Origin of the sequence: Methylocaldum sp. RMAD-M (assembly GCF_017832375.1) — a bacterium.
Taxonomy (GTDB): domain Bacteria; phylum Pseudomonadota; class Gammaproteobacteria; order Methylococcales; family Methylococcaceae; genus Methylocaldum.
In genome coordinates, this window is the sequence record NZ_JAFIBZ010000027.1 from 37,488 (window position 1) to 53,487 (window position 16,000).

A 16,000-nucleotide genomic window follows, 5' to 3' on the forward strand; every position below is an offset into this window, starting at 1 on the left:
ACGGATCGATGATCACGGCGGCGAATTTTGGAAGAATCGCATGGCGGGCTGTAGTGAAATAAGCCCGAATTGGGACAGGAAAAAATCAGGAAGAAATGCGATAAATCTCCCGCTCCCTTACGGGTTTCCGTTTTGTTAATCAGGCCCATAAATACCCTCCTGGTGTTTCGGGCCGCTGCCAAGGCCACGGTACACGCCCGGCCTTGGCGCAAGCGGCTTGTCGCCGCGCCGGGCCATCCCTGCCCCGGATTAACCCGGCCTAATTTAGAGGCCGGGCTAATAAATCAAACAACGGTACGATCTCGGGAAAAATTCCTTTTTTTTCAAGTATTGGTTCACGCTCTTGACAGGGTAATTCGTGTTCTCTAGCTTGATTCGATTCAAATTCCCGTTGAAAAAGATGAAGAGAGTTACCGAATTGCTAAAGAATGACGTTCATCCGTTTTGATTTACTCTCGAACGGGCTCGCTGGAGCCCGTTTTCGTTTCTATGAAAAGGCTGAAGATTCACAGCCGCGCCGATAAAAATCATGCACGAAAGCCTTAGCTTACGTTTTCGCCTGAACCTGATGATCGTGCTGACCATGCTGGCGATACTGGGCCTCGGCACTTTATTCGCCGTCCACAACGCCCGCCGATCGGTAGCAGAGGAAATCGATTCCACAGTCAATCTAGCCCTGCAACTGATCGAAGTCAGCTTGTCCGAAGGTCGAAACTCTACGGATGATTCGCTAGGCAATTGGTTCTCCCAGTTGAATAGACTGGACAAGACCCGGCACCTTCGCATTCAAGTCCGCCAAACCCCGGATCGAGTGGATGGAAGCACATTTGGACAGCCGCAGGCTGGCCCGAAGGGCGAATCCCAAGGACGGGGCGAGCACTCTCTCACCGACTCGGCGGCACGAGGGAATCCACGAACATCCGAAGTGCCCGGCTGGTTTGCCTGGGCGGTCAAGCCCGATTCCAGTTCCATCGTCGCCGAAAAACGGGTAGAAACCGACGGCAAGGATGTCATCAGCATTCTTATCGAAGCCAACCCGGAGGACGAAATTGCCGAAGCTTGGAACGAAGCTCTGGGCTTTTTGACGCTCATAGCGGTCCTGGCAGTGACGATCTATGCCCTGGTGCACATTACGGTAGGCAGGGCCTTCCGGTGCGTAGGCGTGATTCTCGACGGTCTGGAAGACATCGAGAGAGGCGATTACGGCAGGCGTCTGCCGAGCTTTTCCTTGCCTGAATTCGCGCGGATTTCTCGGGCGTTCAACCATATGGCCTCGACTTTGGAAAAGGCCCGCGACGAAAACCGCGCGCTCACTCAGCAGTCCTTGGCCATACAGGAGGAAGAACGGCGCTATCTGGCTCAGGAACTGCACGACGAGCTCGGACAATCTTTGAGCGCGATCAAGGTCATGGCAGCCTCGCTGCGCAAGCGGGACAGCCGCCCTCAGGATAATGAAGCCATCGAGTGCATCATGGGCGTTTGCGACCGGCTGTTCGGCGTCGTGCGCGGAATGATGCGCCGTCTGCGCCCTCTCATGCTGGACGAACTGGGGCTCATCGCCTCGTTGGAAGATCTGATCGAAAGCTGGCGGAGCCGCAATCCCGGCGTCAGTCTTCACTTCGATTGTGAAGACGATGTCGACGAACTCGCCGGTGCCGGGAAAATCCATCTGTTTCGTATCGTGCAGGAATGTCTTACGAACGTCGTTAAACACGCCGAAGCCGACGGCGTTTGGATAGAACTTCGACTGAAGGAAATGGACACCCGTTCTCGAAGCTGGATCCAGCTCAAAATCAGCGACAACGGATGCGGATTCGATCCGAACCAACCTAGGCGCGGCTTCGGATTGATCGGCATTCGTGAACGCGTCGCCAGCCTGGGCGGGCAATTCAGCCTGAACACCCGCTCCGGCGAAGGCGTATCGCTCGAAGTCTGCGTACCTTGCGGAGAAGCCTCCCGATGAATCCGAAAATCACCGTTATGCTGGTCGATGACCATGCCGTGGTCCGTGCGGGCTATCGCCTCCTGCTGTCTCAAAGCGAAAATATCGAGGTGATCTGCGAAGCCGAACGCGGCGAGGAAGCCTGCCAATACTATTCCGAGTCGCAACCCAATGTGATCGTCATGGACCTCAGCCTGCCGGGGATAGGCGGGCTTGCCTCGATCCGCCGCATTTCCGGTCGCGATCCCGGAGCCAAAATACTCGTGTTCAGCATCCATGACGAACTGGTTTATGTCCTTAGGGCCTTGGAGGCCGGCGCCAAGGGCTACATCACCAAGAGTAGCGCTCCGGAGACCTTGGTCGAGGCCGTTAAGAAAGTGGCCGGGGGCGAAACTTATGTGGAACCGGAAATCGCTCAGAAACTATTGGTTCAAACCATCACCGGAAAAGACGCTTCCACCGATTTGAACTCGCTTTCCGCCCGCGAATTCGACGTGTTTTGTCTGTTGGCCAAAGGTTATACGACCCGAGAGGTCGCTGACGAACTCCGCCTCAGCTATAAAACCGTCGGCAATTACACCACTCTGATCAAGAACAAGCTCAATGTGAGCACCACCGCGGAAATGGCTCGCCTCGCCTATCAATACGGCCTCTTGAAGGCTTAAACGTCGGGAATTTTTCCCATATTCCATCCGGTTAAACTCCCTTACCATTCCCTGTTCTGCTGAATGTGTGGGGGTTTTTATGTTTATAAAAAGAATATGTCACACGGGAACCTCTCTGCTGGTCCTCGTGAGCACGGATATTGCCATTGCCGCGGAAAACGACGACGGCAGCGTAAATCTGGGTACGGTCGAAATTGTGGGCGAAACGCCGCTTATGGTCTCGGGCGTACCGGCGGAGAAAATTCCGTCGCCGGTGCAGACGGCCACGTCCAAGCAACTTGATGACTATCAGAGCTTTTCGCTCGCGGATTACATGCGCTGGAACTTCGCCAGCGTCAACGTCAACGATGCCCAAAACAACCCGTTCCAGCCCGATGTTCAATTCAGGGGGTTTACCGCATCACCGCTGCTGGGATTACCCCAGGGGTTATCGGTCTATGTCAACGGCATTCGTTTCAACGAACCGTTCGGCGATACCGTCAACTGGGACTTGATCCCCGAAGGCGCCATCGAAAGAATGACGCTGCACTCGGGCTCGAATCCGGTTTACGGCCTGAACAGCCTGGGTGGTGCCATTTCCATGCGCACCAAGACCGGTTTCAGTGCACCAGGCCACACGCTCGAGGTGGCAGGCGGCTCCTGGGGACGGCACTGGCAGGAAATTACCAGCGGATGGAATAACGGTACCGTCGGCTATTTCGTCGACCTCAAGAGCTTCTATGAAGACGGCTGGCGCGATAACTCGCCCACCGACGTCAAGCAGGGATTCGGAACGTTTAGCTGGCAAAACGAACGGTCCAAGTTGAACCTCACCCTGGCTTCCAACAATAACCGATTGATCGGCAACGGCGCTTTGCCGCTTCAACTGGCCAAGCAAGATCCGGAAGCAATTTTCACCCATCCAGACCGTACCATCACCCGATTGTTCCTGGCGTCCTTGGACGGCAGCACCTGGCTTACCGATCACTTCGAGCTGTCGGGTAACGCTTATTTCCGGCAAAACCGGATCAAGACATTCAATGGCGACGATTCCGATTTTGAGGAATGCGAGGACGAGGCCAACGAAGGTTTTCTTTGCGAGGAGGAAGGCGACGAAGAAGAGATCGTCGAAGATGTCAACGGCAATAACGTCTTGGCCAGCGACGCCGTCGAGGGAGCGACCAACAACACCAGCCAAACCAACCAGCGCAGTTACGGCGGCAGCTTGCAGGGCGCTTTCGAGCACGAGATGTTCGGTATGCACAACCGTATCGTCGCCGGCGGAAGTTATGACGAAGGACGAATTCATTTCAGCTCGGATACGGAGCTCGCTTCTCTCACCGACGACCGAGGCACCATAGGCAGCGGAGTTCTGGTGGGCGAATCGCGGGTGAGAGTCCACGCCCATGTTCGTCACCACGGAATTTATTTCAGCGACACCTTGTCGGTCACCGACAAACTGGCGGTGACGGCAGCGGGCCGTTACAACCTGTCTTTCGTCCGGCTCGACGATCAGTACGGCGAGGACTTGAACGGCTTTCACAAGTTCGAACGGTTCAACCCCTCGGCCGGACTGACCTATGCCTTCCTACCGGAATTCACCGCTTACGGCAGCTATAGCGAATCGAACCGGGCACCGACTCCGGTTGAGCTGACCTGCGCCAATCCGGAAGCCCCTTGCAAGCTACCGAACGCGTTTCTTGCCGACCCGCCGCTGGATCAGGTGGTGGCCAAAACTTGGGAAGCCGGTTTCCGGGGCGAATTCGCTCGACTGTGGGGCGGAAATATCAACTGGAACGCTGGCCTGTTCCAAACTGAAAACCACGACGACATTCTTTTCATCAGCAGCGGCAATCTCACCAATCAGGGTTACTTCGACAACGTCGGGACCACCCGGCGCCGGGGTATCGAACTTGGGCTTTCCGGGGCATTCGAGCGGGTGCGGTTCGGAATCAATTACACACTGCTCGATGCCACCTTCCGTACGCCATTTCTCGCCAGCAGCCCGAACAACCCGTCCGCTGATGATAACGGCCAGATCCAGGTGGAAAAAGGCGACCGCGTTCCCGGCCTTCCGCGGCACATGCTGAAAGTCTCGACGGACGTGGAGGTCGTTAAAGGACTGACCGTGGGCGTAAACATGATTTACAACAGCGGTCAGTACTTCCGTGGCGACGAAGCCAATCTAAACAAGCCGCTTGAGGAATATGCCGTGTTCAACCTACATGGCGAATACCGTTTCAACAAGCACGTGGCATTATTCAGCCGTATCGACAACCTGTTCGACAAACGGTACTACACTTTCGGACTATATGGCGAAGCTGACGAAGTGCTTGGTGATAGCTTTACCGATCCACGTTTCGTGGGCATCGGCTCTCCGAGGGCTGGTTGGGTCGGGCTTAAGCTGTCCCTATGAGTTCGGCGTTTACCATCCGCTGTTTTACATATTGTTTTCCGGACGGTAATAACCGGGCCCTATTTAATTCATAAGAATGTCTTATGACAAAGGCGAGTATAAGTCTGTATACTTTATACCAACCTCAATAGAACTTGGTGTGATTTAGTTCGAAACTTCGATTGAGTCCGGCCGAAAGTTCTCCTCCTCTTGGCGACCCTAGTGGTCGCTTTTTTTTGCCCGATGGCAGGCAAAAAAAAGCCCGCAGTACGCGGGCAATATCATTATTATTGTTGTTGTAGCGTAACGCGTCGGCCACTAGCGGCGACGCATCTTGTTAGTGCTTTTATAGTAGTTATATCGCCCCCTAAGGGGTCTTTCCTCCTCTTTGACGACTCTATGTTTTCGCGCTTCCTCCGTAAAGCTGCGGCACAGTCTAAAGAAAAAATTTTGTGTGTCCACACTTTTTTACCCGTCCCTTGATCTATGAACACCCTCACAATTTTTTCTTTAAAAATCTGAAACCTATTTGTATTCGAATAGAAGTATCTTCTAATACCCAAGCAAATTACTAAGGATTTAAGTATCGCTGAGTATCCGCAATGTTTCCAAAAATGATCAGGTCGGTACAGTTCGCGTCCAACACACAAATCTCATTTTGAGACATGCGAGATGAGGTGCTATCGGATGGCGCCCCTCGGTAACCGGGGATGGGATTATGGATACGACCGCCAAAAACGGCTCAAGGAGTTCCCCCAGTGGCCCCACGCGCGAGATCCATCCCTTCCATCCAGGTCCGGACCGCCGCTATGGCGTCGTCGGCCAGATCCGCCAAGGACACTACCGCGCCTGCGGCATCGGCGCTAGGCGAGATCTTGTCGAGTTCGAAGGTCCGTTCGGCCAGAAGCTTCTTACTGCTGCGATCGTAAGCCGACGCGCGAAAGCGAATCAGCGCCTTGGCGTGGTCGGGGCGGTCGAAAATCTGCTCGAACTCCTGAAGTTCGATTCGAACCCGTAGTGGTCCGCCATCGCCCGAAAGTTCAAAGCGCAGTTCCAGAAGTTCAGGCGGAGGCGCGATCCAGCGGTCCAAAGTGTAAACTCCAACCCGTGTGGCATCCGAATACACGAGACGATAACGAATTCGGTCGTCTTTCAACCACTCCGGAGCGGTCACGTCCACTTTGGACCAAGGTGCCGGCAGACGGTCCGAACCGTGCGGCAGCGGTCCCAGATCATGAAGCCTAGGCGGAGGTGATTTTTCAGGCGTGAAGGTACAACCCGAGGCGATCAAGATCACAAGAAACAGCTTTGCGAAAAGAAATCTCTTCATTTCGGCTCCTGAAAGCCCGGCTCTCCCGGTCCAGGCACTTGCTTGGGCGGCCCGAGCAACAGGATCCGCGGGTCATCTCTCAGCATATCGGACAGATGTCGAACGTTGACGGCGATCGAACGGGTCTCGTCGAGCAATGCGTTTACCTTAGGCAGAGTGGATTGCACCACCACATCTCCCGCCGAGCTACCGGCGGTGATCAAGTCTTCCGTGTTCCTGGCGAGCCCTCGGATTTCCTTGACAGCGATTCCCAGGTCATCAGTCAGGCGCGTGATTCCCGCCATCATCCGCTGCGCCTCTCCGGTCAAAGCGGGCATTTCCGCCAGCATCTCGTCCATGCTTTCCTCTAATGTAGCCAATTGTTCGGCTGCGATCGCAACCGATTCCAGAATACGCTGAATCCGTTCGCGATTGCTTTCGTTCAGCACGCTGTTGAGCCGGTTCGCCAACACGCCGAGCTGGGAGAGGATGTCTTGCCCCGATTCGGTCAGCTTATCGAACAGCGAAGGCCGTAGCGGAATACGCGCGGGATTGTCGGGATCCGTAGGTAAAGGCTCCGGTTGTTCGCCGGTGTCGAACAGTTCCACCTGCGCCAGGCCGGTCAGCGCCTGAACGCGCAGCATGGCGTAGGTGCCATGGGTAATCGGCAGATCCTCATTCAACTCGACCCGGACGAGAATGTTCCGGCGGTCTTCAGGATCGAAACTGATGGATGACACTTTGCCGGCATTCACGCCGCGAAAAAGGACGGTCGACTCGGGATTGAGCCCCGAAACCGCTCCCTGGGTGACGACATAATAGCTCTTGTATTCTTCGCCGTAGTTCCCCAACCATAAGGCGGCGATGATCGACGCCGCACCCAAAATGATTACGAACAATCCGGTCAGGAATGCATAGGTTTCTCTACCCATATCAACCGATCCGCTCGAAAACGCGGTGACCGCGCTTTCCATGAAAATAATGCCGGGCAAAAGGATGTTCGGAAGCCAACGCATCCTCAACCGGACCACACACGACTAGCTGCTGATCGGCCAGTACGCCGACCTTCGTGCATAAATCTTTTACCGTGTCCAAATCGTGCGTCACCATGACCACCGTAAAGCCGAGTTCCCGATGCAGCCCGCTCAGTAGATCGACAAACTCTTCGCTCAGCACGGGATCGAGCCCCGAGGTCGGCTCATCGAGAAACAGCAATTCAGGCTCCATCACCAGCGCCCGCGCCAAGGCGACCCGCTTGATCATGCCGCCGGACAGTTCGGATGGCATCAACAAACCGGCGTTTTCGGTCAACCCCACCATAGTAAGCTTCATACGTACCAAATGGCCGATGAGTTCTTCATCGAAAAGACCGAATTCACGCAATGGGAATGCGATGTTATCGAAAACGCTCAGGGCACTGAATAAAGCTCCTCCCTGAAAAAGCACGCCGCAACGGTTGCGGAGCCGCTGGTGACGATCGGCCGCGGCGTCCTGCAGACACTCGCCGAAGAGGTAGACTTTGCCACGGGTCGGCTCCTGGAGTCCGATCATTTCCCGCATCAGCACCGTCTTGCCGCTCCCAGAGCCGCCGACCAATCCGAAGATTTCCCCCTTGCCCAGCGTCAGGCTGATGTCCCGATGCACCACGTTTTTTCCGAAACAGGTCCAAATCCGTTCCATTCGGATGACGGGATCGCTCATGATTACAGCCCTACCCCGCGGAACAGGATTGCGAAAACAGCGTCGATCAAGATTACTAGAGTAATTGATGCGACCACCGAGCGGGTGGTTTCATTGCCCAAACTCTCGGTGTTCGGCTCTATGCGTAAGCCGAAATGACAAGCCAAGAGTGCGATGAACAGCCCGAACACCGCTCCCTTGCCGAACCCGATTGTGAAATTGGCCGCCGGTACCGCATCAGGTAATTTCATGAAGAATTGATAATAACCAACTCCCAGTTCGAAATGCGCGGCGATCGCTCCGCCGATCAATGCGATCGCATCGGTCCAAACGACCAGGAGCGGCAAGGCAACCATCAGGGCGACGACTTTTGGAAAAATAAGGCGTAGCGAACGGGAAATACCTAGCGCTTCGAGCGCATCCAATTCCTGAGTGACTCGCATCACACCGATACGCGCGGTCATGGCCGATCCCGAGCGTCCCGCCACGAGAATGGCCGCAAGCAGTGGACCGAGTTCTCGGATAATGCTCAGCCCGAGTATGTTGACGATGTAGATTTGAGCGCCGAAGGTTTGTAATTGCAGGGACGAGAGGTAGCTAACCACGATTCCGATGAGAAACCCGACCAAAGCGGTAATGCCCAACGCACGTCCCCCGGTCTCATGAATCGCCGCCGAGATTTCCCGCCACGGCACGTCCCGAGGATGGCGCAGCACATGCCCCACATCCAAGATCAATTGTCCGAGTATCGAGACAAGCGCCCTTAAATGTTCGGTTCCAACGGAAAAGAAGCTTCGAACGCGCTCGCCGACCGGTTTCGCATGCCGGACTATCGGCCCGAAGGAGGTTGCAGACCAGTTCTGCAACCGGATGAACGTAGACTCCTGCTCGGGGCGCAAATAGACCTTGCCTGGCAACTGCCCACCCCAGGCTCGCCAAAGCAAAAATGCCCCCGCACTGTCCAAGGCGGCAACTTCGCGGATGTCCCACTCGCTTGCTTCATCGCGGGCATAGACCTGAAGCTGTTCGCGAAGACGCGCCCCCTCCGCCGACAGGCCGCGCAAATTCCAGCCCCCCTTCAGCACGAGAATATAACGGCCGGATACTGTCCTTTTTTCGATAGACGGCGTGAATGACTCACCGGGCGACTGCTTTACCATGCCGGGTATTCAATCGCCTTTAGTGCCTACGCACAAGGCCGCAGCCTAATCGACATCGCTGCGGGTTTGGTCTCGGAGACGCTCGTCAGTGTCCGGCCGGCCGTGCCGGTCTGTCGCCGAATACCCGCATCAAACTTGCGATAGTGGCGAGCGTCGCGAGATAAAACAGGATTTGCACGCCGTCCGGACGGGACACGTAACCCAACAGAGTATGCAAGACTTGACCGATCAAACTGTCTTCGGACAACCAATTGGAGGTATTCCACACCTCGTGACCCAAAGGCGGAAGCAGATCGGCCTGCACCAGATAGGCCGCTCCCTGAGAAGCCAGGCCGGCGGCCAAAAATAAAATAAGCCAACTGGTAACCTTGAATAGATAACGCGTAGGAATACGAAGCAAACCATAATACATCGCCAAGCCCACGGCTGTGCCGAGCGAAATGCCGACGACTCCGCCCGTCAGCATCGATCCCGTATGGCTTCCGTCTGCTGACGCGATCCCATATAAAAAGAGAACGACCTCCGAGCCTTCCCGTAGCACCGCGAGCCCCACCACGACTGCCAGAGCATAGAGCGGCCGGTCGCCCGACAGCACGGCTTTTCCGACCTGGCTCATCGCCTGGGCGAGCTCTCGCCCGTGACGCTGCATCCAGATATTGTGCCAACCGAGCATCGCGACCGCGGTAAACAACACGGCCGCGTTGAAAAGATCCTGCCCGACACCCGATGCCGCTTCCGCGAGGGTATCGGCAAAACCCGCAACCACGCAGGCGCCTATAAGCCCGCCTCCGACGCCGCTCCATATCCACCAACTGCGAGCGGCAACGCCGCGGCTGGCCGCCATGACGATACTGATCACCAATGCGGCCTCGATGACCTCTCGGAATACGATGATTGCAGTGGCTAACATGTTCTGACCAATACCGCTTTATTTTGCAACGATGTGCCCTTTGGCGGATTCCTCATGAAATTCGCCAAAAAAATCATACGTACCCGGATCAAGTGGACCGATCGATACGGTGACCTGACTCTTGCCTGGAATGATCTTTTCCCTCTTCAAGGATCGACTCTCGAATTCCTCCGGCGTGGGGTCTTCATTTTTCACGACCAGTTTGATCTTCTGGCCTGCAGGCACCTCGAGCTCTGCCGGTTCGAAACGATGCTCCTTAATGATCAGCGTATAGGTCTCAGCCGCCGAAACCGAGCCGCAAACCATCAAAAGTGCGCTTAAAACGACAAACCGGCCCGAGTAAGTCCTGTTCTGCATGATGTTCGGTCCTCTCAAGTTCGAAGAAGTAAGTCAACCGCGCGATTGCTACGGTTTTTCAGAAAGCTAAATGATAATCCTTATCAATTGATTAGGCAAACCGGGTAGGCTGACTTTATGGGCCGGTTTGGATTGGAAAAATGACCGAAGCGTCGATAGCGTTTCTTTCGATCGGCCTCTTTTACTCGCGGATTTCCGTTCGGCATCCTTCAAATTTTACTTGCCCGCATGATGAGGCCGTGATAGGTAGGCAATCACGGGATGTGGCATCAGGCACGCATCCCGGAAGCCAACTATTTTTGAAGTCACACCATGCCCCGTTATATCGCCGTCATCGATCAAGGCACCAGCAGTACTCGGTGCATTCTCTTCGATCACACCGGACGTGCGGGAGCGATGGCTCAAGCCGAGCACCGGCAGTTCTACCCTAGGCCCGGCTGGGTTGAACACGATCCGCTGGAAATCTGGCGAAACGCCCAAGCGGTGGTCGTAGAGGCCTTGCGAAAAGCGGAAGTCGAAGCCGATGAAATCGTAGCTCTCGGAGTGACTAATCAGCGCGAAACGCTTGTCGTCTGGGATAAAATCACCGGGAAACCGGTATATCCCGCCATCGTTTGGCAAGATACGCGCAGCGCCGAAATTTGCGAGCGGCTTGCCATCGAAGGCGGACAGGATAGATTTCGCGCAAGAACCGGACTGCCGATCGCCACCTATTTTTCGGGGCCCAAACTTCAATGGCTGTTGGATAACGTAGAAGAGGCCAGGATTCAGGCCGAACGCGGCGAGTTGCTGTGCGGCACGATCGACAGCTGGCTGGTTTGGAACCTAACCGGCGGTAAGGAGGGCGGCGCACATGTCACCGACGTAAGCAACGCCTCGCGCACGCTGTTGATGAATCTTGAAACCCTGGCATGGGACGAAGAACTGCTCGCCGCCATGAATATACCCGCTTCCATCCTGCCGACGATCCGTTCTTCATCCGAAATTTACGGCGTCGCCCAAGGGGCACTCGCCGGCGTTCCGGTCGCAGGTATTTTAGGCGATCAACAAGCCGCCTTATTCGGGCAAACCTGTTTCGCCGAGGGGGAAGCAAAAAACACCTATGGAACCGGATGCTTCATGCTTCTGAACACCGGCCTTAAGCCGGTGCAATCCCGCCATGGGCTCATCACGACAGTAGCGTACCAACTCGGCGGCGCAGCTCCAATCTTCGCGCTTGAAGGCTCGATAGCGGTCACGGGAGCTCTCGTGCAGTGGCTCAGGGATAATCTGGAGCTCATTCGGACCTCCGCGGAAGTCGAGTCGCTGGCCAATACCGTCGAGGACAACGGCGGCATCTATATCGTCCCGGCTTTCTCCGGCCTATTCGCGCCCTACTGGCGCAGCGACGCACGGGGAATCGTAATCGGGCTGACCCGCTACGTGAACAAGGGCCACTTTGCCCGAGCCGCACTGGAGGCCACGGCCTATCAGACCCGCGACATCGTTGACGCGATGCGGCAGGAGACGGGCCTGAATCTGGATGCTCTCAAAGCGGACGGCGGCATGGTCGTCAACGAGACCCTCATGCAATTCCAATCCGACATACTCGGCACTCCGGTTATTCGCCCCATCGTGACCGAAACGACGGCACTCGGAGCAGCGTACGCAGCCGGTCTCGCTGTTGGCTTTTGGACCGACATCAAGGAACTGCGCGACTTATGGCGAAAAGACAAGGAATGGCAACCGCGAATGACGGCCGAGACTCGGGAGCGGCTCTATGCCGGCTGGAGCAAGGCGGTCGAACGAACCTTCGGTTGGCTCGACTGAACGAAAACATCTTCATTGCGGGCTTCCGCCTCCGCAGTCCTGGTCTTTCTCGACGGAGCTGCGGTGTTCAGCCTCCGTTCAGGAAACCGGAACAATACTAATCGCGCCTTCTCAGAAAAGGAGCGAATGCCGTGAACAAGCTAAGAAATAGGTTAATGGTGCTGGCCTTTACGATTGCGCTAACGGGCTGTGCGTCTACCGGATATCACAACCATGGCGATTATGCGTATCGCAATACGGTCACCGGTGCCGCAATCGGTGCTGCCGGCGGCGCATTGCTAGGACATGCCGCCGACGATGGCGGACGAGGTGCGCTCGTGGGCGGCGCGGTCGGGGCCGTCGTCGGCGGAGCAGCTGGCTATTACATGGACCAGAAGAAAAAACGCGAGTCTTACTACAACCGTCAGCCCGGTTACAGCAGTTACAACGATGGGTACCGCCCCTCTCCGTATGGCGAACAGCAGCCCCGCACTTATCCGTACCCGTACTGAGCCGCAGCGATAATCACTGCCGAAGCGGCAAAAAACTACGCCCACGAAAAATTTATGATCGCTCCGCCTTCTCGGCTTGCGTGGATAGCGCCCGGTCAACCGAGACCGGGGCATCCTAAAGTGGCGACCGGCTTGGCCGACGACTGGCGCGGCCGCTCGCCGCTTAAACGGCAATCGCCGAGTCTCGGTCTTTTATCGGTCGCCTATTTCTCCTGATAAATGACTTTCGGCTCAAAGTGATAGGCTGGATATCGAGGATCCGGTTGCGGGCTCTCCTCCGGAACTTTTTTTTCCGCCTCTTCGGACGCCGGTATGATCACTTTCGGTTCGAAGTAAGCCGCTGGGTATCTCGGATCCGGCTCCGGAATTTCTGCTTTCGATGAATCACCCGTTGCCCCTTCGGGCGCCGAAATGATCACTTTGGGCTCGAAATCATAGGCCGGATACCGTGGGTCGTCGCCAGCCCAACCTACAGAAGAAACCACCAACGAAAATCCGCCGAAGATAATTGCATTTCTCACGATGCTCACCCCTGTGCCGTCAAGCTGACCCCTTATCACAACAAACTGATCTAGCATGACTCATTAAAGTATCCCAAATTCTTTAATCCTGCTGTTGCCATGTCAACGCGCTTCCCTAAACGGCGGGACCGCAACATTAGAATCGCCTCAAACCGCTGAAAAAGCCACATCTTGGTGCAATATCTTTTCGATTTGCACCTCTCGGGAAAGAAATCGAAATTTCGACCATCATTTTGATGAATTTTCGAGCGAATTAACGCCCTCGATCAATGGCATGAATTCTGCTTAAAGATGAATAAGCGTGATTTTCTACTGGCAAAGGCATTTCCAAAACGCGGAGTGACCGTGACCACTCAGAAGTTGGCTTCACCATCATCGCAGTGAGGGACACTCATGAAAACATCGCTAAGAGTTTTTCTGGAACGCTTTCTAACCGTCTTCATGCTCTGGGGATGCGGCTGGAAACGGCGAAGGCAATCCGGCAGCGAAAGTTATCGAATCGAATGGCAAGACCCGATGACCGGGCAATGGTACGGCGAACAAAACGCGATGAAGCTTCTTAAAGTGTACGCGATGGCGGAATATAGCAAGACGAGCATCAAAACTGACCACTATCGCGCCTATTTTTGACATCGAATCCCATTACCTACCTCCTCTCTAAGCTGCTTGAAAAGGCAGCTTTATTTTTTGCTCCATTCACCAAGCAATGAACAGTATGAAAAGCGCCCCCAGCTCGATAAGCGGAGCTGTACCGCATTGTCTCGGCCGATCAACCTGCGTCCGTTCTGTTTAAACAGCCCCGCAGGAATAATTTCACCACTTGTTCTGTCCAATGCTCGACCTCATCTTCGGTAGGAGCGCTCTCCAAGCCTAGTTGTTGTCGCTGGAAGCGCTCGCCGCGGAGTGCGTTGACAAACTGTCCGGCTAAAAATGCCGGATCCATGGCGATCACATGACCTACTTGCTGATGCATGCCGAAAAACTTCTCGAGCCGATCCAGCGTCCGCTGCGGTCCCTGCTCATAAAACTCCGCTGCAAGCTCCGGAAATTGATGTGCCTCGGCGATCAATTGCGCACGCAAGCGAATGATTTCCGGACGGGAAAGCCGAAAAAGAAAATGCTTTCCGAACACGATCAGTGTTTCCTCCAACGGTTTGGCCAAGGCTTGGTCTAACGGCAACGTCGCCACCAACAGATCGCTATAGTGGCGAATGACCGCTCCGAATAAATCTGCCTTACCGCCAAAGTATCGATAAATGGTACGGAGAGACACGCGAGCCTCGCGGGCGATAGTTTCCAGGCTTACATTGCCGTAGCCTCGCTCTACAAATAGCCGAAGTGCATGATCCAGAAGTTGATCACGGCGGATGGCAGATTCACCCTTCCTAGGTCGGCCTATTCGATTCATTATCGTTACTTTTCACTTTAATAGATGGACACAGTCGTCCAGTTTAGCGAGAATAATGAAACGATATCTTACCCTTTCTTTTCGTGCCGTGTCGCTACTCCCGATCGCTCCCGCTTAATACGCCAAACTTATGCTAGTTTCGTTTGCTGCCGCTAGAGCATGCCGTTCGTCATACCGAACTTCTCCCCGCACTACTTTTCGCCGCATCGCGCTGTGGCTCCTCCTTTGCGCAGCGCTGATCGTACAGCTCTTCGGCTGTAGCAACCGCTCGGAAAACCAAGCGGCCGAGAGTCAAATGCCGCCGGTGAAAGTCAAAGTCGCCCAACCGCTACAAAAGGAAGTCTTGGAATGGGACGAGTACACCGGACGCATAGAAGCGATGGAAACCGTGGAAGTCCGTGCGAGAGTCGACGGCTATCTGGACAGAGTGAACTTCAAGGCTGGCGACAAGGTAAAAAAGGGCGATTTATTGTTTGTCATCGATCCGAGACCTTATCGGGCCGAGCTGAACCGGGCGGAGGGAGAACTCGAACGGGCCAAGGCTCGGCTCGAACTTGCCAAAAACGACTTGCAGCGGGCGGAGCATCTAAGACGGGCCAAGGCCATTTCCGAAGAAGAATACGACGCCCGCAGCAAGGGTCAGCGTGAAGCCATCGCCGCCGTTCGTGCGGCCGAGGCGGCTGCTCAGACAGCCAGGTTGAACCTGGAATTCACCGAGGTGCGAGCGCCTATCGGCGGGCGAATCGCACGCGAGCTTGTCACCCCGGGCAACTTGGTCAGCGGCGGCGGCGGCGGCGGGACTTTGCTGACGATCATTGTATCCATCGATCCGGTTTACGTTTATGTCGACGCAGACGAACGGGCGGTCCTTAAATACAGGCGCTTGGCCGAAGCCGGGAAACGGACGAGCGCTCGCGAAACTCGAATTCCAGCGAAATTGGCGCTGCTCGACGAGTCCGAATTTCCTCATCAGGGTTACATCGATTACATCGAACCGCGCATGGATCCGAGCACCGGCACCTTGCGCGCCCGAGGCGTTTTCAGCAATCCCAACGAACTCCTGAGCCCCGGATTCTTCGCTCGGCTTCGCGTGCCCGGAAGCCCACCTTATCAAGGCCTTCTGGTTCCCGACAGAGCCATCGGCACCGATCAAGGCCAGAAGTTCGTCTGGATCGCGAAAGACGATGGCTCGGCCGAATACCGTCGGATCGTACCGGGCACTGCCGCCGGCCAGATGCGGGTGATATCGGAAGGTTTGCAGCCTGGCGAGTGGGTAATCATCGAAGGCATTCAAAAAATACGTCCCGGCACCAAAATTGAGGCGGAGCGAGTCACGCTTTCAGAGACCGACGGTACTTAATCGGAGACACGACG

At 55.4% G+C, this 16,000-nt stretch carries 15 protein-coding genes; 7 read left to right on the top strand and 8 right to left on the bottom strand.

Going from position 1 to position 16,000, the window contains the following annotated elements; genetic code table 11:
* Positions 1-529: 529 nt before the first annotated feature.
* The 3 genes from JOD69_RS19640 (at position 530) to JOD69_RS19650 (ending at position 5,002) form a co-directional block, all read left to right on the top strand.
* On the top strand, positions 530-1,963 hold the full coding sequence (locus JOD69_RS19640) for an ATP-binding protein (protein WP_240502454.1): 1,434 nt from the start codon (positions 530-532) through the stop codon (positions 1,961-1,963).
* Positions 1,960-2,607, top strand: a complete 648-nt coding sequence (locus JOD69_RS19645; RefSeq protein WP_077729611.1) for a response regulator transcription factor — start codon at positions 1,960-1,962, stop codon at positions 2,605-2,607. Before JOD69_RS19640 ends, JOD69_RS19645 begins: the two co-directional genes overlap by 4 nt.
* A 127-nt stretch (positions 2,608-2,734) precedes the next feature.
* A complete protein-coding gene (locus JOD69_RS19650) occupies positions 2,735-5,002 on the top strand; it encodes a TonB-dependent receptor (protein ID WP_348529973.1) in 2,268 nt (755 codons plus the stop codon).
* Positions 5,003-5,723: 721 nt separating this feature from the next.
* Here the strand turns inward: JOD69_RS19650 and JOD69_RS19655 are convergent.
* The 6 genes from JOD69_RS19655 to JOD69_RS19680 form a co-directional block, all read right to left on the bottom strand.
* Entirely contained in the window at positions 5,724-6,311 is a 588-nt protein-coding gene (locus JOD69_RS19655; protein ID WP_086133137.1) for a hypothetical protein, read from the bottom strand.
* Complete coding sequence (locus tag JOD69_RS19660) at positions 6,308-7,222, bottom strand: MlaD family protein (protein WP_077729613.1); 915 nt, start codon at positions 7,220-7,222, stop codon at positions 6,308-6,310. Before JOD69_RS19660 ends, JOD69_RS19655 begins: the two co-directional genes overlap by 4 nt.
* A gap of 1 nt (position 7,223) precedes the next feature.
* Positions 7,224-7,991, bottom strand: coding sequence for an ATP-binding cassette domain-containing protein (locus JOD69_RS19665; RefSeq protein WP_077729614.1), 768 nt, complete (start codon positions 7,989-7,991; stop codon positions 7,224-7,226).
* Positions 7,992-7,993: 2 nt separating this feature from the next.
* Positions 7,994-9,130: an ABC transporter permease gene (locus tag JOD69_RS19670; RefSeq protein WP_077729615.1), complete on the bottom strand. Its 1,137-nt coding sequence runs from the start codon at positions 9,128-9,130 to the stop codon at positions 7,994-7,996.
* A gap of 85 nt (positions 9,131-9,215) precedes the next feature.
* Positions 9,216-10,040, bottom strand: a complete 825-nt coding sequence (locus JOD69_RS19675; RefSeq protein WP_086133135.1) for an FTR1 family protein — start codon at positions 10,038-10,040, stop codon at positions 9,216-9,218.
* Between the two features lie 18 nt (positions 10,041-10,058).
* The gene (locus JOD69_RS19680; protein ID WP_077729617.1) at positions 10,059-10,397 is read right to left on the bottom strand and encodes a cupredoxin domain-containing protein; all 339 of its coding nucleotides are present in this window, start codon (positions 10,395-10,397) and stop codon (positions 10,059-10,061) included.
* A gap of 312 nt (positions 10,398-10,709) precedes the next feature.
* Here JOD69_RS19680 and glpK point away from each other — a divergent pair, with 312 nt between their 5' ends.
* The gene (gene glpK / locus JOD69_RS19685; protein WP_086133134.1) at positions 10,710-12,206 is read left to right on the top strand and encodes a glycerol kinase GlpK; all 1,497 of its coding nucleotides are present in this window, start codon (positions 10,710-10,712) and stop codon (positions 12,204-12,206) included.
* A 131-nt stretch (positions 12,207-12,337) separates the two neighbouring features.
* Entirely contained in the window at positions 12,338-12,697 is a 360-nt protein-coding gene (locus JOD69_RS19690; RefSeq protein WP_205780713.1) for a YMGG-like glycine zipper-containing protein, read from the top strand.
* A 203-nt stretch (positions 12,698-12,900) separates the two neighbouring features.
* Here JOD69_RS19690 and JOD69_RS19695 read toward each other — a convergent pair whose 3' ends face one another.
* A complete protein-coding gene (locus JOD69_RS19695; protein WP_205780714.1) occupies positions 12,901-13,275 on the bottom strand; it encodes a hypothetical protein in 375 nt (124 codons plus the stop codon).
* Positions 13,276-13,611: 336 nt separating this feature from the next.
* Between JOD69_RS19695 and JOD69_RS19700 the strand changes: the two genes are divergently transcribed.
* Positions 13,612-13,848 (top strand): hypothetical protein, encoded by a 237-nt coding sequence (locus JOD69_RS19700; RefSeq protein ID WP_077729620.1) that lies wholly within the window; start codon positions 13,612-13,614, stop codon positions 13,846-13,848.
* A 139-nt stretch (positions 13,849-13,987) separates the two neighbouring features.
* Here the strand turns inward: JOD69_RS19700 and JOD69_RS19705 are convergent, their stop codons facing one another.
* On the bottom strand, positions 13,988-14,626 hold the full coding sequence (locus JOD69_RS19705) for a TetR/AcrR family transcriptional regulator (protein ID WP_077729621.1): 639 nt from the start codon (positions 14,624-14,626) through the stop codon (positions 13,988-13,990).
* A gap of 295 nt (positions 14,627-14,921) precedes the next feature.
* Between JOD69_RS19705 and JOD69_RS19710 the strand changes: the two genes are divergently transcribed.
* Positions 14,922-15,986 (top strand): efflux RND transporter periplasmic adaptor subunit, encoded by a 1,065-nt coding sequence (locus JOD69_RS19710; RefSeq protein WP_346425838.1) that lies wholly within the window; start codon positions 14,922-14,924, stop codon positions 15,984-15,986.
* Positions 15,987-16,000 lie beyond the last annotated feature (14 nt).